General features: G+C 67.3%; 18 protein-coding genes. 4 read left to right on the top strand and 14 right to left on the bottom strand.

The window, feature by feature from the left end; all coding sequences use genetic code 11:
* Positions 1–220: 220 nt before the first annotated feature.
* From G3O00_RS10935 to G3O00_RS10910, 6 genes are all read right to left on the bottom strand, one after another.
* Positions 221–919 (bottom strand): TonB family protein, encoded by a 699-nt coding sequence (locus tag G3O00_RS10935; RefSeq protein ID WP_174935732.1) that lies wholly within the window; start codon positions 917–919, stop codon positions 221–223.
* Between the two features lie 4 nt (positions 920–923).
* Positions 924–1,334 (bottom strand): biopolymer transporter ExbD, encoded by a 411-nt coding sequence (locus G3O00_RS10930; protein WP_011354695.1) that lies wholly within the window; start codon positions 1,332–1,334, stop codon positions 924–926.
* 18 nt (positions 1,335–1,352) lie between these two features.
* A complete protein-coding gene (locus tag G3O00_RS10925) occupies positions 1,353–3,149 on the bottom strand; it encodes a MotA/TolQ/ExbB proton channel family protein (RefSeq protein ID WP_174935734.1) in 1,797 nt (598 codons plus the stop codon).
* Positions 3,150–3,216: 67 nt separating this feature from the next.
* Entirely contained in the window at positions 3,217–4,869 is a 1,653-nt protein-coding gene (locus tag G3O00_RS10920) for a ShlB/FhaC/HecB family hemolysin secretion/activation protein (protein WP_241025083.1), read from the bottom strand.
* A gap of 151 nt (positions 4,870–5,020) precedes the next feature.
* Positions 5,021–5,668 carry an adenylyl-sulfate kinase gene (gene cysC, locus G3O00_RS10915; RefSeq protein ID WP_241025082.1) on the bottom strand — a complete coding sequence of 216 codons (648 nt, stop codon included), beginning with the start codon at positions 5,666–5,668 and terminating at the stop codon, positions 5,021–5,023.
* Positions 5,668–6,840: a TIGR03032 family protein gene (locus G3O00_RS10910; RefSeq protein ID WP_206142958.1), complete on the bottom strand. Its 1,173-nt coding sequence runs from the start codon at positions 6,838–6,840 to the stop codon at positions 5,668–5,670. Before G3O00_RS10910 ends, cysC begins: the two co-directional genes overlap by 1 nt.
* A gap of 634 nt (positions 6,841–7,474) precedes the next feature.
* Here G3O00_RS10910 and G3O00_RS10905 point away from each other — a divergent pair.
* Both G3O00_RS10905 and gspK read left to right on the top strand, forming a co-directional pair.
* A complete protein-coding gene (locus G3O00_RS10905) occupies positions 7,475–8,047 on the top strand; it encodes a hypothetical protein (protein WP_206142957.1) in 573 nt (190 codons plus the stop codon).
* 36 nt (positions 8,048–8,083) lie between these two features.
* Entirely contained in the window at positions 8,084–9,079 is a 996-nt protein-coding gene (gene gspK, locus G3O00_RS10900) for a type II secretion system minor pseudopilin GspK (protein ID WP_206142956.1), read from the top strand.
* A 242-nt stretch (positions 9,080–9,321) separates the two neighbouring features.
* Here the strand turns inward: gspK and G3O00_RS10895 are convergent, their stop codons facing one another.
* Complete coding sequence (locus tag G3O00_RS10895) at positions 9,322–10,956, bottom strand: transposase (protein ID WP_206142955.1); 1,635 nt, start codon at positions 10,954–10,956, stop codon at positions 9,322–9,324.
* Positions 10,957–11,138: 182 nt separating this feature from the next.
* Here G3O00_RS10895 and G3O00_RS10890 point away from each other — a divergent pair, with 182 nt between their 5' ends.
* Positions 11,139–11,963: a hypothetical protein gene (locus G3O00_RS10890; protein WP_174935759.1), complete on the top strand. Its 825-nt coding sequence runs from the start codon at positions 11,139–11,141 to the stop codon at positions 11,961–11,963.
* A 274-nt stretch (positions 11,964–12,237) separates the two neighbouring features.
* Here G3O00_RS10890 and G3O00_RS10885 read toward each other — a convergent pair whose 3' ends face one another.
* The 6 genes from G3O00_RS10885 to gspG form a co-directional block, all read right to left on the bottom strand.
* On the bottom strand, positions 12,238–12,489 hold the full coding sequence (locus tag G3O00_RS10885) for a DUF4880 domain-containing protein (RefSeq protein WP_241011610.1): 252 nt from the start codon (positions 12,487–12,489) through the stop codon (positions 12,238–12,240).
* Positions 12,490–12,747: 258 nt separating this feature from the next.
* Positions 12,748–13,743 carry a FecR domain-containing protein gene (locus G3O00_RS10880; RefSeq protein ID WP_206142954.1) on the bottom strand — a complete coding sequence of 332 codons (996 nt, stop codon included), beginning with the start codon at positions 13,741–13,743 and terminating at the stop codon, positions 12,748–12,750.
* 11 nt (positions 13,744–13,754) lie between these two features.
* Positions 13,755–14,303, bottom strand: a complete 549-nt coding sequence (locus G3O00_RS10875; RefSeq protein ID WP_011354683.1) for an RNA polymerase sigma factor — start codon at positions 14,301–14,303, stop codon at positions 13,755–13,757.
* A 6-nt stretch (positions 14,304–14,309) separates the two neighbouring features.
* Positions 14,310–15,056: a secretin and TonB N-terminal domain-containing protein gene (locus tag G3O00_RS10870; RefSeq protein ID WP_206142953.1), complete on the bottom strand. Its 747-nt coding sequence runs from the start codon at positions 15,054–15,056 to the stop codon at positions 14,310–14,312.
* A 182-nt stretch (positions 15,057–15,238) separates the two neighbouring features.
* Entirely contained in the window at positions 15,239–15,742 is a 504-nt protein-coding gene (locus G3O00_RS10865) for a GspH/FimT family pseudopilin (RefSeq protein WP_241025081.1), read from the bottom strand.
* Positions 15,743–15,746: 4 nt separating this feature from the next.
* Positions 15,747–16,214, bottom strand: coding sequence for a type II secretion system major pseudopilin GspG (gene gspG, locus G3O00_RS10860; protein WP_174935787.1), 468 nt, complete (start codon positions 16,212–16,214; stop codon positions 15,747–15,749).
* A 64-nt stretch (positions 16,215–16,278) separates the two neighbouring features.
* On the opposite strand from gspG, the gene G3O00_RS10855 reads away from it, so the two are divergent.
* Entirely contained in the window at positions 16,279–16,725 is a 447-nt protein-coding gene (locus tag G3O00_RS10855; RefSeq protein WP_206142951.1) for a general secretion pathway protein GspC, read from the top strand.
* 8 nt (positions 16,726–16,733) lie between these two features.
* On the opposite strand, the gene gspF is transcribed toward G3O00_RS10855, so the two are convergent.
* A complete protein-coding gene (gene gspF, locus G3O00_RS10850) occupies positions 16,734–17,951 on the bottom strand; it encodes a type II secretion system inner membrane protein GspF (protein ID WP_174935769.1) in 1,218 nt (405 codons plus the stop codon).
* Between the last annotated feature and the right edge of the window lie 455 nt (positions 17,952–18,406).

The following is an 18,406-nucleotide window of genomic DNA, read 5'->3' as shown; positions in this document are numbered from 1 at the left end:
TTCTGTTCGGTGTGCTTTTGATCTATGGTACTCATTTGTTTATGTTCATGATACGTCGACGCCCGTGATCTACACAGTATCTTACACTCTGTCCCTGCACGACGCTCTTCCGATCTCTTCCGAATCATCGAAGCACTCCGAACAATTTTCGTTTCTTTTCCGGCAGCATCCGTGCGACGGCGCCACCCCATGATTCTTTCGTCGTAACGCGCACGCATCGTCATGCCGGCTTGCGCCCCTGAAGCTTGACGAGCACCGGATACGAAGTCGCCGGCGGCGGCACCTCGTCGACCCGACCGAGCGCTTCGACCGCCGCGACGACGGCCGCATCGATCTTCGCGTCGCCGGTGGACTGCGCGATCGTCACCTTCGTGATCCGTCCCGACGCATCCATCCACAGGTTCAGGTTGCCCGCGAACCGCGCGCCGCCGGCCTCCTGCACGCCCTTGTCCTGCTCGATCGCGCGCTGCAGCACGTACACCATGTATTGCGCATAGCTCGCGTTGCCGAACTTGCCGCCCCCGCCGCTGCCCAACATGCCGGAACCGTCGCCCGCGCCGATGCCGAAGTTGTCGGTGCCCGCCTGCGCATCGGCGTTCATCGTCATCTGCTGCGGCTGGTTGTCTGCCGGCTTCGGTGCTTCGGACGGCTTCGGCGCGATCGTCGGCCGGTCGATCGGCGTCTTGACCTCTTCCTTCACCTTCTCGGGCGGCGGCTTCTGTTTCGGCGGCGGCGGGGGCGGCGGCAACGGAATCACCGTCGTCACCTGCGGCGCGCTCACGCGCTTCACGCCCGCGGTGTCGCCCGCGAAACGCCAGATCAGCGCGGCCACGCCCGCGAGCACCAGCGCGATCGCGACGGGCTTCACGTAGCGGCCTGGGCCCTTGTCCGGCGGGCCGCCGTTGTAGGTCATTTCCATCGCGTCAACCGCCCTGCTTCGCCTTGCCGGTCACCAGACCGACCTGCGACAGGTCGAGGCGGCGCAGCAGGTCGAGCACGTCCATCACCTTCTGGTACTGCACGCCCGCGTCGCCCTTCAACACGATCGGAAACTCCGGACTGGTCGCCTTCTCGGTGCGCAACCGGCTCTCGAGCTCGTCCATCGTCACCGGGTACGCGTCGAGGAACACCTGCCCCGAATCGGCCACCGTGATCGCCTTCGTCTTCGGTTTCGCGAGACTCGCGGACGAGCTCGCCTTCGGCAGATCGACCTTGATGCCCTGCACCGACGCGGTCGTCATGATGATGAAGATGATCAGCAGCACGTATGCGAGGTCGAGCATCGGCGTGATGTTGATGTCGTCGTACGGCTTGTCGTCGTCCTGAACCTGCATGGTGGTCTCCTGCGTGCGTCAGTCGGCCAGCACCGCGTGATCGGGCGCGCGGTGGGCTTCGGCGAGGCGCGTGACGAATTCGTCGACGAACACCTGCATGTTCGCGGTCACGTTCTTGTTGCGGATCAGCAGGTAGTTGTAGCCAAACAGCGCGGGGATCGCGACGAACAGGCCCGTGACGGTCGCGAGCAGCGCGGCCGCGATACCCGGCGCGATCGCGTTCACGTTCACGTCGCCGGCCGCCGCGATCGCCGCGAACGTGATCATCACGCCGACCACCGTGCCGAGCAGCCCGAGGAACGGGCCGCCCGAGATCGCGATCGTCAGCAGCACCATCGACTTCGACAGCTTCTGGTTCTCGCGTACCAGCGTCGCGTCCATCGACGCGCGGATCGCCTCGATCGATTCCGACGTGATCACCGTGCGGCCGTTGTTGTCCACGCGACTGTGGATTTCATGCACGCCGGCCTTGTACAGCCGGTACAGCGACGACTGGTACAAACGGCGGCCGTCGGCGCTCGCCTCGTCGACATGCGCGAGACCGACCAGATGACGCCCGGCCACTTCGCGGAAACGCTGCACGAAATACTGGTTCGCCTTGTCGACGGTGCCGACGTAGCGCGCCTTCGTCCACATCACGATCCACGACACGAGCGCCATGCCGAGCAGGATCGTGATCACGACCCACGCGTCGACGGTCACCGACTGCACGATCACGCCGAAGTAGCCGAAGCCGAAGCCCGACTGCTTCTCGTCGGCGCCGTACGCGACGAGCTTCGATTCCGAGCCCTGCGCGAGCGCGTCGACCGCGATCACGGCCGGCGAGCGCGCGATCTTCGACAGGCGCAGTTCGTCGAGCGCGCCCGAATACGCGGCGAACCCGGCCGGCGCACCCGTTGCGTCCGCACCGATCGTCGCTGCGGCATTCAGCGCGGGCAGCGTCGCCGCGACCTGCGCGGCCTGCTTGCCGTTCACGTACACGGTGAGATTCTTGCCGTCGGCCGTGACCGCGAGATACGTCCACTGGTTCGCGGCGACCGGCGATGCGGCCGGCGTGCGCACCGGCGCCGTGCCACCCGCGACTTCCGCGAACGGCACGCCGTTGTCGAGGCCGATCAGCAGCGCGTTCGTGCCATCGCGACGGCTGTACAGCAGCGTGTTCGGCACGAGCGCCGCCGGCTTCACCCACGCGCTGAACGTGAAGCTGCCGCCGGCCGGCACATTCAGCGACGCACTCGCCGGCAGCGTCAGCGACCCGCTGCCGTCGAATCGCGCGCCCTTGCCGACGATGCCGTCCTCGACCGTCTTGAACGAGGCGTTCTGCGCATGGTTGCCATACGCGGTCAGGTCCTTCGGCGGCGCACCGGCGGCGCCGTTGAAGTGATAGACGAGCGTGTAGTCGGCATCGAACGTCTCGGCCGGCTTGCTGCCGTCCGGCGCCTTCTTGTTGCCGTAGTACATCCAGATCGACTCCGCGGCGCCGGCCGGCATCTTCGGAATGTCGACCCAGATCAGCGCGACACCCAGCACCGGATCGTATTGCTCGACGTGGTAGTTCAGCGGCGTCTTGTCGTCGGCGGCGACGAAGCGGATGTCCGCGCCGTTGTCGGCCAGCCCGTCGAACTGGAAGTTGCCCGAATGCAGGCGGATCAGCAGCGGCACGCGGCCGGCCGATTCCGCGAGGTTCGCGCCTTTCGCGCTCGCGTCGATCGTGATCGCCTTCCGGTACGACCAGTCGTTCTGCCACCATGCGTTCGCGATGCCGGGCAGCACGCCGAGCATCACCGCCAACAGGAAAAACAAGACTCGCTTCACGATCCACTCCCCGAATGTGCGGGCACCGCGCTCGTCGCATCGCCCAGGCACGATCAAAAAAAATCCGTCAGAACCCCAGCCTTACGTAGAAATCGAACCGCGGGCTGTACTGCCGCGTGTAGACGCCCGCCTTCAACGGCCATCCGGCCTCGAAATCCGCGCTTGCGTACTTCATGATCTGCACCCGCGTGCCGACACCGACACTCATCAGGTTGAAGCGCGACGTCTGCTCCGGCAGCGGGCTCAAGAGCCACAGGTGCGCCGCATCGAAGAACGCATGGAAACGCCATTCGTTCACGCGGCTGCCGATCGTGCCGCCGAGCCACTTCGCGAGCGACGGGCTGCGCAGCTCGACCGACGCGATCACGCCGCTGTCGGCGGTGTCCTCGGCCTGCATGTAGCCGCGCACGCTGTTCATCCCGCCCGCGGCGAACTGCTCGCTCGACACGAGCGGCGAGTTCGAAATCTGCGCGTTCACGTGCGCATTGGCCTGCATGTCGTTCGCGAAGCGCTGCGTGTGGTTGACGTCGAACTTGCCGTACACGAAATCGGGCGTCGCGCTGTAGCGCTTGTTGTCCCAGGCGCCCCAGTCGCTGCCGAGGCCGCGGATGTTCGTCGTCACCGATGCGGAGAACGACGTCTGCGAGTTCTTCAGGCTCAGTTGGCCGTTGTACGACAGCGTCACCGGCACATACGTGAGCGGCGCGGTCGAGCCCGTCTGGCCCGGTATCGACACGTTTTCGTCGAAGTGCTTGCGGTCGATCTCGACGCTGACCGAATGCGCGTAGGTCTCCGTTGCCGGCAGCGAATAGATCGCGGTGAAGCCATATGTGGTGCCCTTGCCGAGCACATTGGTATTCGCGACCGACGCGACGTTGCTGTCCGAATGCACGACCGTCGCGAGGAAGCTCCAGTGCGAATCCTTGATCGGCGCGAGATACGAGAATGCGTAGACGCGCGCATCGTTCGGATGCTGCGGCGCGATCACGTAGGTGCCGGAAATCACGTGGCCGAGCTGCCAGAGATTCGAGTAGCTGACGTTCGCGGTCGTGCGCAGCGTCGACGTGCCGGGGCTGTTGTCGTTGTTCAGTTCGAGCGAGCCGTGCAGCGGGCTGTGATCGTCGACCTTCAGGTCGACATCGACCGTCTGCGGCAGCGCGCCCGGCTTGAGGATCGGAATCACCTGCCGGTCCGCCGAGCGGTTCAGGTCGGTGAGCTGCTGCTGCGCCTGGTTGAAATCGGGTACCTGGCCCTCGGCCAGTGCGGGCACCGCATCGCGGATGTTCTGCGGCGAGTTGTATTTCGCGCCGTCGACGCGCAAGCGCCCGACCTTCGCTTCCGTCACCTGCAGCAGGATCACGCCGTTCTTCACCTGCTGCTGCGGCAGCTCGACGACGACCGACTGGTAGCCGCGATCCTGGTACGCCTTCTGCAATGCGTCACGTGCCGCGTTCACGTCGGCGAGCGTGCGGCCCGGCCCTTCGAACGGATACACGGCCTTCTCGATCTCGAGCGTCGGCAACGTCGTGTTGCCGCGCACCACGAAGGCATTCACGTCGAACGACTGCGGCGCGGCCGGGGCCGCCTTCGCGGCGGGCGCAGCTTCCTGCGCATGAATCCCCGGCGCGAAACCCAGCCCACCTGCCAGCACGACACCCGCCAGGCATCGGCAGTTCAGCCGCCATCGTTCGCGTGACTTGCGGTCTACTCTCGGCGGCATGCGCCATTCCCCTTTGTTGTTCCGGATCGAAGCTTTGCGCACCGCGCCAGCCGTTCGCCCCGCTATCAAATGCCTGTTTCACTTTGATGACGATTTATTCGTCATCCTCAACATCTTCTGCGCAATGCCATTTCCTTCCACCGATCCGAACTTAGCCGTGACGCATCAGCGCCGCCCGCGCATCGGCCGCACGAACAAACTGCGCACAGGCGAACTGCATCAGCGTGTCGACGCACGTCGCAAGCGAAGCACGACCCGTATCGATCTCGAGGTCGGCAGCCACCGGCGGTTCGTACGGCGCCGAAACACCCGTGAATTCCGGCAGCGCACCACGCCGCGCCTTCGCATACAGCCCCTTCGGATCCCGCGCCTCGCAGCAGGCCAGCGCCGTGCTCACATACACTTCACGGAATGCCGGCCCCACGATCGCTTTCGCTTCGTCGCGCATCGCCGCGAGCGGTGAAATGACCGCGACGATCGCTAGCGCGCCGGATTCGCTCAACAGTGCCGCGACTTCGGCGATGCGCCGCACGTTCTCGAAACGATCCTGCACCGTAAAACCGAGATCCCGATTCAACCCCGTCCGCAACCGGTCGCCATCGAGCACCACCGGATGCATGCATCGGTCGATCAGTCGCGCGGCCACCGCATCGGCCAGCGTCGTCTTGCCCGCGCCCGACAGCCCCGTGAGCCACAGCACCCCGCCGGCCCGCTGCGGCGAAGCTCCCCACCCTGCGTGAGCCCCGTCTACCGATAAGGACGAAACGACGCCGGAAAACCCGCAACGTTCGATCTTCATCACGTCCGTTCCCCCGTATTCAAGGGTTCGTCGTCCTCGCGCGGACGCGTCTGCCAGAAGCCGCCCTGCATCGTCACGATCGACGGCGTCTCGGCCCATTGATGCGGACTCAGGATCTCGGCGCGCCGCACGTTCGGGAGCACCTGCACGTCGAAGATCTCGTCCACGCCGTTGAAGAACTGAAGGATGCCGAGCACCTCGCCGGTGTTCGCGTCGAGCGCGGCCACCCCGGCGACCAGCACATCCGATTCGCTTTCGATCGGCAACCCCTGCGGGCCGCGCTTGTCGCGCAGCTTCGACAGCCCGACGAACAACACGCCGCCGTATTCCGCAAGACCGTGCGTGAAGCCCGGCAGCTTCGCGAGCACCCGCCGCGCGCCGGACTGCGGATCGATCTGCAGCACGTGGCCGCGGCCGCCTTCGAGCACATGCAGTCGCCCGCCGATCACGCGCGGCGAATGCGGCATCGACAACCCCGATGCGACGACCCGGCCGGACGGCACCTCCATCACGATGCCGCTGCTTGCCATTCCGCTCCGCCAGCCGAACGGCTCGTTGCTCATGCCAAGCGCGGTCACGAACCGCACCTTGCCGTCGGCAAACGCCATGCCGTTCAGGTGGCAGCGATCGTCCGGCGCGGTCTCCGTCACGAACGGCGGCTGCCAGATCGGCGTGAAGTTGAAATAGCCGTCGATCACGCTGATGCACGAATAGCGCGTGTTCACCGCGAGCAGGACGTGCTTGTCGAACGCCATGTCGTGCAGGTCAAGATCGCCGGTGTAGTAGGACATGCGCGGCACGAACATCGCGTCGTAGTGATCCGGGCGAGCCGGATAGCGCGGCGCGAGCGTCGACACGTTCGCGAACACCATCAGCTCGTGCATCGTCGCGACCGCAAGCCGGTTGCCCGACACGGCCATCCCCATCGAGCGCGGCAACAGGCACGCGGACAGCGTGGGAACGCCATCGTCAACGCCGATCACGGCGACGCCCGACGGGCGGCGGCTCACGGCCAGCGAGCACTTGAGCGCCTCGAGCACCTGCAGGAAGCGCCCCGTGTCGCGCAGGTTGATGACCGGCGACAGCGCTTCCGCTTGCCGTGCCGATGCGTCGTCCACTGGCGCGTCGCGCTCGCCGGTCGGCCTGGTTTCCTCGAACTGTTCCACTGTCATGCACCTGTCGGCTTCATGCCGCCTGATGAGAAAAAATGCGCGTCTCCGCGTGCTCCCGCGCGCCGGCACGGCGCGTCGGGGCCGCGTGCGGCGCACCAAGTCGCAGCTCCCACCTACCTAGACGGAACGAAGCGCGCATTGCCGCAATGTTTTTTTGCGTGACGCCGATCGATCCGCCTGCACGGGCAAACGATCGACGCAAGCGGGCTGCAATGCGCGCACAGCCGCGCCTCGCGCAAGACTTGCGAGATGCGGTGCATGACCTTGCGTGGCCCCCGTTTCGTGTACGTGTCGTCGCCTGGCCGACGTGCGGCGCCCGGCGGTCCGCCGTTGCGCGCGGACGGCCGGCAAGCGTGTCGCCGTCTGGCCGGCCGACGCGTGAAAAGCGCAACGTGCCAGCGAGCGGCCCGACAATCCTCGGGTTTCAACCGGGAAGTTTTTGTGACATTCCGCTGAAGATATTCACGAAACGCTCGCGAAACACGGCAAGCGATCGTCGAGACCGTTTACGCGGCACGGCGGAACCGCGATGTGCCGCGCCGCAAAACGCCGGTACGCACGAAATCCTGCGGCTTGCGGCTGCCCGCTTCGTCCTAGCTATTGAGAACAGAACACGTCAACGACAGGACCCTCCATGTCATTCGCCACGATGCTCGTACGGTGGCTTGCCGGGCGCTTGTCCGGCGCCGCCGGAATGCCGGGCCGGCTGTTTCCGCCCGCCGCTCATGCCGCTCATGCCGCGCTGATTCCGCCGCTGCGCTGGCGCGCGCCGTGGCTCGTGTGGCAGCTGCTGTCATGGTCGGTACTCACGCTGCTCGCGCCGCCGATCTGGATGATCGGCACGCTGCTGCTGATCAACTCGTCGAGCGATCAGCCGCTGTTCTGGGGGCTCGCGATGACGATCGTGCCCGTCGCTAACGGGGTCGCGATCGTCGCGACGAACCAGCGGCATCACCGCATGCCGTTCACGCGGCGTCCGGCCGTCGCGGCGCACATGTTCGGCATCGCGATGGCCGTCGGCTGCGCGCTGTTCGTGCTGCTGCTGTGGCGTACGCACGCGATCGCCAGCCTGGTCGGCCCGCTGGCAAACGACGGCATGCGTCCCGCGACGCTCGCATGCTGGGTCGCGGGGCTCGCCGCGCTGTTCGGCGTCACGTCATCTGCGCATGCGAGCATCGCGCATGCGTGGCTGGCGTTCGAAGTGTGAGCGCACCGCGCCGACAGACACTGCGGAGGCACGCGGATGCATCGATACGGGACAGGAAGGACGGCGCGGGCTCGACGCGAACGCGGCATTGCGATCGTGACGGTACTGCTCGTCGTTGCATTGGCAGCCACGCTTGCCGCCAGCGTACTGTGGCGCCAGCAGGTCGCGACGCGCGACGTCGAGAACCAGCGGCTCGCGACGCAGACGATGTGGATCGAGCGCGCCGCGGTCGAGTGGGCACGCGCGACGCTGCGCGCGCAAAGCGCGACGTCGAACGTCACGTTCGTCGGCCAGCCATGGTCGGCACCGGTCGCCGACGTACAGCTCGCGGACCTGTTGCCGTCGGACGCCTTGGCGGTCAACGCCGAGCTGTCACGCGCGTGGATTTCCGGCAGCGTCGAAGACGCGCAGGCGCGCTTCAACCTGACGAACCTCGTATCGCGCGCCGCGCCGGGCAAGCCGTGGCAGTCCAGCGGCGAAGGCGTGCTGGCGTACCGGCGCCTGCTCGGCCAGCTGTCGCTCGATCCCGCGCTCGCGCAATCGACGGCAGACTACATGCTGCGCTCGCTGCGCGACGCGAACGGCCCGGACGGCTGGCCGCTGCAGCTCGTGTCCGTCGACGATCTCGCGCGCATTCCCGGCTACGACGCGCGTACGATCGACGCGATCGCACCCTTCGTGACGATCCTGCCCGACCTGACCGTCGTCAACGCGAACACCGCCGCCGAACCCGTGCTCGTCGCAGCGATTCCGACGCTGTCGCAGAGTCAGGCGAAGCGGCTCGTCGACCGCCGCGCGACGGCCTATTTCGTCAGTACCGGCGACATCGCCGAATACCTGCTGCCGGCGCAGGGCGGCAACCCGACGCTGCCGGACGGTTCGGCCGTCGGCGTGAACAGCGGCTATTTCATCGTGCATTGCCGCGTGCATTCGGCGCGGATCAACACGCGTATCGACACGCTGATCGCACGCTACGGCAGCGGCAATTTCGCGTGGACGTCGGTCATCTGGGTGCGACGGCTCACGAGTTGACGCCGACGGGGCTGGCCTCAATGCGTACACGGGCGTACGCACTTCATGCCGGAATGCAGCAACGGAGGCGTCTATTCGTCGACCGATCCCGAGTAGCCTGAGCGCCAATGAACCGCGACGGGCGAGCACCCCGTTCCTTCTTTCATGTTCGTGTCGGCAGGCATTTCGATGTCATCGCAACGGAATCCGGCCAGCGCGTTGCGCGACACAGGCGGCGTCCGCCAGTCACCGCGCCCGGAACGCTAGACCCGCGACAACTCGCCCAACCCGACCGCGCGCACACCCTGCTGCGTCACCGCCGCATCGAACGACAGCCGCGTGAAGCTCGTCTCGCGCACTTCGCCGAGCAGCCGGTTCCAGTCGTCGATCGACACGAGCAGCGCGATCGGCCGGTTGTACTTGGTCACCATCACGAGCGCTTCACCCGCATGCCGCAGCGCCTTCGACGGATTGCTGCTGAAGTCGCGCGTCGCCATCGCGATCGTGCGCAAGCTGAACACATTGGCAGCCGGATCGCCGTCGTCGTCGTGCATCAGACGCTCGAGCGTCGCCGCGCGCAGCAACGCCTGCGACTTCGCGGACAGCCGGTTGTCGCGGCGCCGACGCCGCTCGCTGCGCGGGTCCACGTGCACGGCGAGCATCCGCACGATCTGGCCCAGCGTCGCCGCAGGCAACTGGTCGTAACGCTGCCACCAGTCCGGCGGCAGCGCGATCATCATGCCCGCGTAGGTCGCCGTCACCCCGTCGGCGATCAGCGACGGCAAGCGGTCGACGTCGCGTGCATCGAGATCGAGCGCACCGCCGACGACGCGCGTCATCACGCTGAACGCGTTGTATGCAAACGCGGCGATCCCGCTCGCCAGCAGCGCCGCGCGTGCGGGCACGCCGCCGAACGGCCCGCCGCCCGTGACGGGTTCGAGCGCCAGCGGCAGCGCGTCGCGCCAGCGCCGGGACGACAGCGCCACGACCTGCGGTGCGTCGAACCGCTCGGCCGGCAGATCGGTCAGCAGCGTGACGATTTCGCCGGGCGAATCCGCGCTGTGCCATTCGATCCGCCGAAACGCGCCCGACACGCCGCCTTCGCCGGCCATCCCGACGGATTGTTCGCGAACGCGTCCGCCGCCGAACACGCCGCCTTCCTGCCAGTCGCCAAGCGGCCGGCACGCGGCCGAGCGGCCGTATTCACGCAGCACGAATGCGCCGCCTCTGCGCGGCCAGCCGGAAAGGAGCGCGTCGGTATCAAAGCGTCCGTCGACGATCCACAGCTCGCCAGGCCGGACCGTTTCAAGCAGCGCGCCGACGAATGCACGCTCGTGCGTCCGGCCGCGCTCGCAAGGCAGCAGGTCAACGATCATCCCGAGCTCCGGATCGTAGACCGGCAGGACGCGCACACCGCCCGCCGCATCGCGCGCGGGGTCGTCGCACGCGCGCCCGCAGTCGCATCCGCCGGCCTGTGGCGCGCAGGCTTCGCCGGTACCATCCAGCACGCGCAGCCGCATCCCGTCGACGGCACGCTCGCCGTCGACGTTGCGCGCCGCTGCGACCGGCAGCAGCAATTCGACGCTGTCCTTTGCCAGCGCGCGCCCCCAGCCGGAACGCCAACGGCTCATGCAATCGTGCAGTGCCGTCACGGCCGAACCCAACCCCGGCGCGGCGGCCACGCCGGCATCCGGCATCCGCTGCCACGCGGCAATCGACGCGATCGCGTCGACGGCGAGGGCGAACAGCGTCTCGCGGATCGACTCGCCGTCGGGCTCGTCGCCGGCGTCCGCCGCGGCGCCGATCCAGTCGTCGTGCAGCGCGCATTGCAGCACGAGCCGCGCCATGATCGTCATCGGGCTCTGCTCGACAAAGCGTTCCACGATCGTGCGCATCATCGGATTACCCCACCCTGTCTGGTTGATCGCACGCGCCGCCGCAACGGCATGCGCACGCGTGCGTCGCGATACGTTCGCACTTGACGGCCCGCCCGCGACGCCGCAGCATCGTGGGCGACCGGACCCGCGCGACGGCGCGCCGCCGCGGCGGTCCGCCCGCAATCGATGCACGAGGCACCGGCATGTACGTAGATCCCCGCGTGGCCCACGGCCGCGCCCGGTTCGACCTGAGCGGCTCCCCGCGGCTCGTCGCCGACGAGCGCCGCTGGGAAATCAGCGACGTCGTCACGCGCGGCGTCGACGATTTCACGGGCGTGCGCAACCGCCGCAACCTGATGCGGCTGCTCGAACGCCAGATCGCGCCGAAGCTCGCGCGCCTCGGGCTCGAGCCGTACGTCGGCGCGCTCGGTCATGCCGAAGGGTTGTTCGTCAACTTCTCGACGATGAGCGCCGAGCACGGCCTGCGCGAATTCCAGCTTCAACTGACGGTGCCCGACCTCGTGCTGCGCAGCTTCGCGTCGAACGTGATCCGGCCGCACGCAGTTGCGCGCTGCATGCAACGCAACGGCGTGCTGTCGCTGGCGGAAATCGAATCTGAAACGCGCATCGCGTTCGTCGCGGCGCGTGTGATGCGCTCGCTGGCCCTCGCGGAAGGCTGGCAACAGATCGGCGTGCCGACGCCGCACGGGCTGTTCGTCGGCGCGCTGACCGACGCGCACGACGTCGCGATGAACACCTACTTCCGGCCCGGCGACAACGACCGTCCGTCGCGCTGGAGCGGCTTCTCGGCCCTCTTCTCGACGATGCCGGACTGGCGGCCGGAACAGGTCCGGCACGGCGGCGATCTGCTGCAATGGATGGTCAACCATATCGTGGCCCTGCAAGAATCCGCACCGTTCGTCGAACGCTTTCCCTTTCTGCGCGAGCCGCTGCGCGATGCCGGCGATCCGCTCGACGCTGCCTGGAACGGCGCACGCGCCAGCCTGCAGCCAGGGGCGCCATCCTGAATCGTGAGTCGTGAATCCGGGCTGGCATGACGCGGCCGGCACCCACTCGGCCCATACCCGCCACCCTGCGTGAGCGGTGATCCGGGAGCCCATTCAGGCCCCCGTTCCCCGGTCTCCGCCTTACCGCCCCTCTGCACGGCCCCTCGCTCTCTCATATACAAGGTCGAAGCGAGCCCGCATAACCCGCATACTTTCTTTCAGCGCGCGCGCCACGGCACGAGCACGACCACGCGCGCGATTGCGCACCACCCCGGTGCGCGCGCAAAGCGCCGCATCAATGCGTGCGCGTCGGCCCGCCGGGCTCCTGGCGGCCGACCGTCTCCAGCACGGCCCACATCCAGATCAGCTCGCGGACCGTGCGTGCATGCTCGTCGCTCTGCGCGCGCCAGCGCGCGAAAGCGTCGAGTTCCTGTTCCGTCGTGTCGCCGGTGCGCAGCCACAGCAACCAGCGCACCGCGCCCTCGCGGATCGCATCGGCGCGCGTATTCGCGTCGCCGGGATCCGACTCCCGTTGCGATTCGTTCATGATCACGCCACCGCCCGAAGCTCCATCGACACACATCCCCCGCACCGTGCATCGCTGCACGGCCGGGGCGCTTGCCACCCACGCCTCGGGTCCGACGACGTCACACCGGGCCGCCATGACAGACAGCCCGGCGTTTGCCGGCCCTCATTGATCAAGTCGTATCGAACGGCCGTAACCCGCAGGGTGCGGACAGCCGGAAGCGACGCGAACGCATCGCCAGCGGGAGGAAGAACGAAAAGTAAGACGCAGGGAGCCGCGTCAGCTCAGCAGCACGATGTTGCCGGGCAGGCGCGTGATGTGCGCGCCATACAGGCGGCCGACCATGTCGATCACGTCATCGAGCCGCGTGATCGGGAACTGCGCCTGCATCCGGTTTTCGCCGAGCGACGCGCTGCGCAGGATGACCTTGCCGCGCCGGTAGCGGTTGATCTCGTCGACGACATCGGACAGCGGCACGCCGTTGAACACCAGCATCCCGCGCCGCCATGCGCTGACCGCGCCCGGATCGATCCGCGACACGGGCTGCACGCCGCGATCGTCGTAGACGACCTGATCGTCGGCCGTCAGCGTGCGCGCGCCGCGCGGATGTTCGAGCGCGACCGTGCCCGACAGGCAGGTCACGCAGACCTGCGAGCCGGTGCGCCGTACGTTGAAGCGCGCGACGGTCGCCTGCATGCGGCCGCCGCCCGCAACCACGGTGACGGGCTGGATCGGCGTCGCGCGGTCGGCCGGCGGCGCGGCCGCGTCGATCTCCGCCTCGCCGGCGACGACTTCGACGCCGTGCGCGGCGTCGCTCGCGGCGAGTACATCCAGACGCGTCTGCGTATTTAGCTCCACCGTCACGCGCGACGACAGCGCAACACTGCGTTGCTCGCCGGTGCCCGTGTGGTAATCGGCCGCGAGATCGCCGAGCGACGGCCACAACTGCATCGGCGGGCGCACGGCAAGCCACGACGCGCCGGCCGCGACTGCGAAGCCGAGGAACGCGCGCCGCCCGGTGCGCATCGTGCGCTCGCGCTTTGCAACGTTTGCCCAGGCAGCGGCCGCGCGCTCCTCGTGCGCGAGTTCGGTCGCCGCCGTGCGCAACGAGCTCCAGGTGTCGCGCAGCAGATCGGCGGCTTGCGGACGATCGGCGCACCAGCGCTCGAACGCATCGGCTTCGGCCTGGCTCGCGTCTCCGGAGCGCAGACGCAGCAGCCACGCACTCGCTTCGTCGAGTTCGTCGTGGGCAGGTTCGGCCTGGGCTTTCGTCATCGTCCTGATGCTCAAAATTTACGCGGGCCGCCTCGCGTGCCCGTGTACGGATCGCCGTCTTCCTGCATGCGCTGCAGGCAGTACTTCATTGCCGCACTCAGCTCGCTTTCCACGAGCCGCAGCGAAATGCCGAAATGCTCGGCGATCTCGCGGTTCAGCAGGCCGTCCACGCGGGCGGCCAGCAGGATCGCGCGGCGCCGCGGCGGCAGGCCGCGCAGCACGTCCTTCAATGTCTCGACCTTGCGGCGCGCCGCGACGATGCGCTCGGGATCGGCCAGTTCGTCAGGCATCTCGAGCAGCGTCTCGACATCGTCGTCGTGCAGATGCCGGCGTTCGCGGCGATGCTGGTCGATCGCGACATTGTTCGCCATCCCGAGTATATAGGCGTCCGCGTTCGTTACCTGCGTGGAGACGTTCGCGTTCTCGAGACGCAGCCAGGTTTCGTGCAGCGCGTCGGCGGCGCCGTCCTTCGACCCGGTCACGCGCTCGAGGCGCCTGACGAGGTACGCATAGCGCGTCGCCAGCAGATTCCGGAGCCCGGAGCGGTTGCTGTCGGACATGACGGCCTAGCCCCGGACGGCCGGCTGCGGCGCCGGACAGCGGAAATGCACGCCGTTGCCGGCCGGCCGCAGCAGGATCGTGACCGGCTGCGGCAGCTCCGCAGGCGGCGCGTCGTCCAGCTTCAATGCGCGCAGCGCGCGCATCACCGCCGCGTCGCGGGCGGCCGAACCGCTCGATGCCACCATGTTGACCGCCACCACCGCCCCCCTGTTGTCGATGCGCACCTGCGCGACGAGTCGATAGCTGCCCGGCACCGCTCCCGGCTGCGCGCAGAGCGCATCGATCAGATGCGCCTGCAGCAGGCCCGCGAACGCGCGCCGATCGTCGGAATCGCCGATCCCGTCGATCGGCAAGGCCGCATCCGCCGGCATGTCGGCCGCCGCGGGCGCCTGCTCGGCGGCCGGTTGCGCGACGATGATCGCTTCGTCCGGGCGCGAGAATTCCGCACGCAACCCCGTTCCGGCCAGCATCCGCTCGAGCGCGTCGCGCGGTGCGAATTCGCCCTGGACCGGCGCACTCGTGCGCCCGTCGAGCAGCGGCGCCGGCGCCAGCACGATCAGCTCGGTGAGCCGCGCGAAGTCCTGCAAGGCCTTCGCGAGCGGCTGCGCGGGCAGATCGAAGCGCGCCGTGCTGCCCGGCTGGCGGACGATGGAACCGGTCTCCTGCGCGTGTATGCCGTGCATGCACGGCACGACGAACGCCAGCCACGCGACGAGCGCCAGGACACCGGTCGGCGCCCGTGAACGAGTCATGAATCCCTGGACGGAAGTGGAGTTGCACGTTGCCGGCGTAACGCGCACCCCCGTGAGCGGTTCCGCAGCAAACGAACGTCAGATTGTGAGCGGGCACTATGACAGTCAGGTGAAGCGTGCAGCGATGCGATTCAATCGCCGCGCGTTCTCGCCTTGCGGGCGTGCCAGGCGCCGAGCGTCGCTCACGGCCGGCGCACGACGAAGTTGCCGATGCCCGTGCCGACGACGGCCATCCGCACGTCGCCGGACCACAGCGTGATCGTCACCGGCACGTCGATGCCTTCACTGCCGAGCACGAGGCGCGACGGCACTTCGCCGCCGCCGGTGTACCGCACCGACACGCCCGTCACTTCGGTGCCCCAGCGGCGTGCGCGATACAGGTCGTCGGTCATCGGCGCCCACGCGCCGCTTTCGGTGCGCTGCACGAAGCGATAGCCTCCGCCGACCGTCTGCCATGCGATCGGGACCGACCGCACCTGCGCTTCGTCGCCGGCCGATTCAAGCAGGTTCGCCAGGCGCTGTGCCTCTTCCGCCAGATCGGTGCGGCGATTACGCGACGGCGCGAGCGTCACGACCGCGACCAGCAGCCCGACGATCAAGAGCACGACGAGCATCTCCAGCAGTGTGAAGCCTGCTGCACGACGCGACGCGAGCGGACGCCGTTTCCTGACGGGCACGATCCTCATGCCGTTACTGCCACGAGCCGATGTCCGCATCGTTGCCCTCGCCGCCTGGTTTGCCGTCCGCGCCATAGCTGAACACGTCGATCGCGCCGTGCGCGCCCGGGTTCAGGTATTGATACGGGTTGCCCCACGGATCCTTCGGCAACCGCTCCAGATAGCCGCCGTCCTTCCAGTTGTTCGGCACCGGATCGGTGGCCGGTTTCTGGACCAGCGCGGTCAGCCCCTGCTCCTGCGACGGATAACGGCCGTTGTCGAGGCGATACAGGTTCAGCGACTGCATCATCGTGCCGATGTCCTGCTTCGCGGCGATGCGACGTGCCTCGTCGGGACGGCTCATGATCTTCGGCACGATCAGCGCCGCGAGAATCCCGAGGATCGCGACCACCACCATGATCTCGATCAGCGTGAAGCCGCGTTGCGTGTGCCGTCCCACATGGTCGGCGCACCGCGTTCGGGTTTCGTTGGGCCCCGTCATCATGCATTCACCCTCGCAACAAAGAATGGAAAACATCTTCTGTTCATCGCACCGACCTGCCGCCATGAAACCGCTCGACCTGCTTCGCATCGCGCCATCCCGCGCCGATCTCGTACCACTCGCCGCGACGCTCGCTGCCGCGGCCGCGCTCATTACCGTGTCGCTGTGGGCCGTGCGCGTGCTGAGCGCTGCCGATGCGCCGGTCGCGGCGCTTGCACCGCCGCCCGCGCCGATCGACGTTGCCGCCGCCGCGCGGCTGTTCGGTGCGAAACCCGACGACAGCCGCGATGCCATCCAGCTGCTCGGCGTGCTCGCTTTCGACGCGCGCCGTGCGGCTGCGATCGTCAGCGTCGGCGGCGAAGCGTCGCGCGTCGTGTCGCTCGGCGCGGCGATCGGCGAAGCCGCGAAACTGGCCGAGGTTCGCGCGCGCTCGATCGTCGTCGACCGCCAGGGCCTGCAACGCGAGATCGCGCTGCCCGCCACGGAGAAGGCCAACGCATACGTGCGCTGAGCCGCGCATCACTGCACCATGTTGTTCAGCTCGATGATCGGCATCATCACCGCCAGCACGATCACGAGCACCACGCCGCCCATCGCGAGGATCAAGAGCGGCTCGAGCAGGCTCGTCAGGAACATCGTGCGGCGCTCCAGCTCGCGCGATTCGCCTTCGGATGCGCGATCGAGCATCGTCGTCACGTCGCCGGTCGCCTCGCCCGAGCGGATCAGGTGGACGAGTACCGGCGGAAACGTCTTCGTATGCGCCAGCGCGCGTGACAGTGCCGAGCCCTCGCGCACGCGGATGATCGCGTCATCGACGTTCGCGCGCATCGCACGATTCGACAACGTCTCGCCGGCCGCCTGCAATGCGCGCAGGATCGGCACGCCGGCCGCGGTGAGAATGCCGAGCGTGCTCGCGAAGCGCACCGTGTTGTAGCCGCGTACGAGCTTGCCCGCCAGCGGCGTGGTCAACAGCCACGTGTCGAACCTGAGCCGTGGCGCATCGCGCGACAGTACCTTGCGGATCGCATAAACGAGCACGGCCGCCGCCGCGAGCGACGCCCACCACCAATGCCGCACGAAGTCCGACAGCGCGAGCATCACGACCGTCAGCGTCGGCAGTTGCTGCTTCGTGCTGGTAAACACGTTCGCAACCTGCGGCACCACGTAGCTCAGCAGGAACGTGACGATGCCGAACGCGATCAGCGTGACGATGCCCGGATACGTAAACGCCAGCAGGATCTTTTGCTTCAGTGCGTTGCTTTGTTCGATGTAGTCGGCGAGGCGCGACAGCACGATGCCGAGCTTGCCGGTGTGCTCGCCGGCCGCGACGAGCGCGCGATAGATCTCCGGGAAATCGCGCGGATGCTGGCTCAGTGCGTTCGCGAACGAATGGCCGCCGACGACTTCCGCGCGGATCGACGCCATCAGCTCGCGCACGTAATCGCGCTCGGCCTGTTCGCTCAACACCGACAGCGATTCGTCGAGCGGCAGCCCCGCGACCAGCAGGCTCGCGAGCTGGCGCGTGATGATCGCCTGCTCGCGCTGCGACAGCTTGCGGCCGAGCGACAAGCGTTGATGACGTTCGCCGTGCAGGCGCTGTGCGGCCAGCTCGACGATCAGCGGCGTGAGACCTTGCGTGCGCAGATGGCTGCGGCCTGCGCGTGCGCTGTCGGCTTCGAGCACGCCTTTCAGCGTGCGGCCGGTGGGATCGATCGCTTCGTAGCGGAATGCCGACATGCCGGGGTTCTCCTGTCACGGGCGCGACTGCTTTCGATGACGTCGCGCAGCTTGCCGGACGGAGTCGCCGGGGAAGACTACGGAGCGAACCGGCGCAAATTTGTGACGGATGTTGGGCTACCTTTTTTGGCGGGCTTTATTACGTTGAGCCGTTATTCTTATAACTTAAGAACGATTTCATTTTTTTCAACAATTGATCCATCACACATTAACTACACGATACTTTACTGACCTTCCATTTACGAATTAGCGCGGTCAATGAAAGGAATACATCAAGGGATAGGATATTCATCGACGTGCGGAATGTTCCGTAACATTCGCCACAAAACCGTCTTGAAGTTGAGATAGCACCGCGCGAGCTCGCGTGCGACGTCGGCGGTCGGCGCCATGCGTGATTAAGGCTCTGGCGCTCGTTCCGCCGGAACGGCCCTGCGCCGAATCCCAGTATCTGAACG

It is taken from the genome of Burkholderia sp. Ac-20384, assembly GCF_017104605.1.
Taxonomy (GTDB): domain Bacteria; phylum Pseudomonadota; class Gammaproteobacteria; order Burkholderiales; family Burkholderiaceae; genus Burkholderia; species Burkholderia lata.
Note: the sequence above shows the minus strand (reverse complement) of the source record. Positions and strands in the feature narration are given on the sequence as shown.

Excerpts from the sequence above, each read along its gene's own strand:
- G3O00_RS10870 (WP_206142953.1), bottom strand. The coding sequence starts at position 15,056 with ATGACTCGTTCACGGGCGCCGACCGGTGTCCTGGCGCTCGTCGCGTGG.
- G3O00_RS10885 (WP_241011610.1), bottom strand. The coding sequence starts at position 12,489 with ATGAACGAATCGCAACGGGAGTCGGATCCCGGCGACGCGAATACGCGC.
- G3O00_RS10910 (WP_206142958.1), bottom strand. The coding sequence starts at position 6,840 with ATGACAGTGGAACAGTTCGAGGAAACCAGGCCGACCGGCGAGCGCGAC.
- G3O00_RS10890 (WP_174935759.1), top strand. The coding sequence starts at position 11,139 with ATGTACGTAGATCCCCGCGTGGCCCACGGCCGCGCCCGGTTCGACCTG.
- G3O00_RS10865 (WP_241025081.1), bottom strand. The coding sequence starts at position 15,742 with ATGAGGATCGTGCCCGTCAGGAAACGGCGTCCGCTCGCGTCGCGTCGT.
- G3O00_RS10935 (WP_174935732.1), bottom strand. The coding sequence starts at position 919 with ATGGAAATGACCTACAACGGCGGCCCGCCGGACAAGGGCCCAGGCCGC.
- G3O00_RS10905 (WP_206142957.1), top strand. The coding sequence starts at position 7,475 with ATGTCATTCGCCACGATGCTCGTACGGTGGCTTGCCGGGCGCTTGTCC.
- G3O00_RS10920 (WP_241025083.1), bottom strand. The coding sequence starts at position 4,869 with ATGCCGCCGAGAGTAGACCGCAAGTCACGCGAACGATGGCGGCTGAAC.
- cysC (WP_241025082.1), bottom strand. The coding sequence starts at position 5,668 with ATGAAGATCGAACGTTGCGGGTTTTCCGGCGTCGTTTCGTCCTTATCG.
- gspG (WP_174935787.1), bottom strand. The coding sequence starts at position 16,214 with ATGACGGGGCCCAACGAAACCCGAACGCGGTGCGCCGACCATGTGGGA.
- G3O00_RS10875 (WP_011354683.1), bottom strand. The coding sequence starts at position 14,303 with ATGTCCGACAGCAACCGCTCCGGGCTCCGGAATCTGCTGGCGACGCGC.
- G3O00_RS10930 (WP_011354695.1), bottom strand. The coding sequence starts at position 1,334 with ATGCAGGTTCAGGACGACGACAAGCCGTACGACGACATCAACATCACG.
- G3O00_RS10880 (WP_206142954.1), bottom strand. The coding sequence starts at position 13,743 with ATGACGAAAGCCCAGGCCGAACCTGCCCACGACGAACTCGACGAAGCG.
- G3O00_RS10855 (WP_206142951.1), top strand. The coding sequence starts at position 16,279 with ATGAAACCGCTCGACCTGCTTCGCATCGCGCCATCCCGCGCCGATCTC.
- G3O00_RS10895 (WP_206142955.1), bottom strand. The coding sequence starts at position 10,956 with ATGATGCGCACGATCGTGGAACGCTTTGTCGAGCAGAGCCCGATGACG.
- gspK (WP_206142956.1), top strand. The coding sequence starts at position 8,084 with ATGCATCGATACGGGACAGGAAGGACGGCGCGGGCTCGACGCGAACGC.
- gspF (WP_174935769.1), bottom strand. The coding sequence starts at position 17,951 with ATGTCGGCATTCCGCTACGAAGCGATCGATCCCACCGGCCGCACGCTG.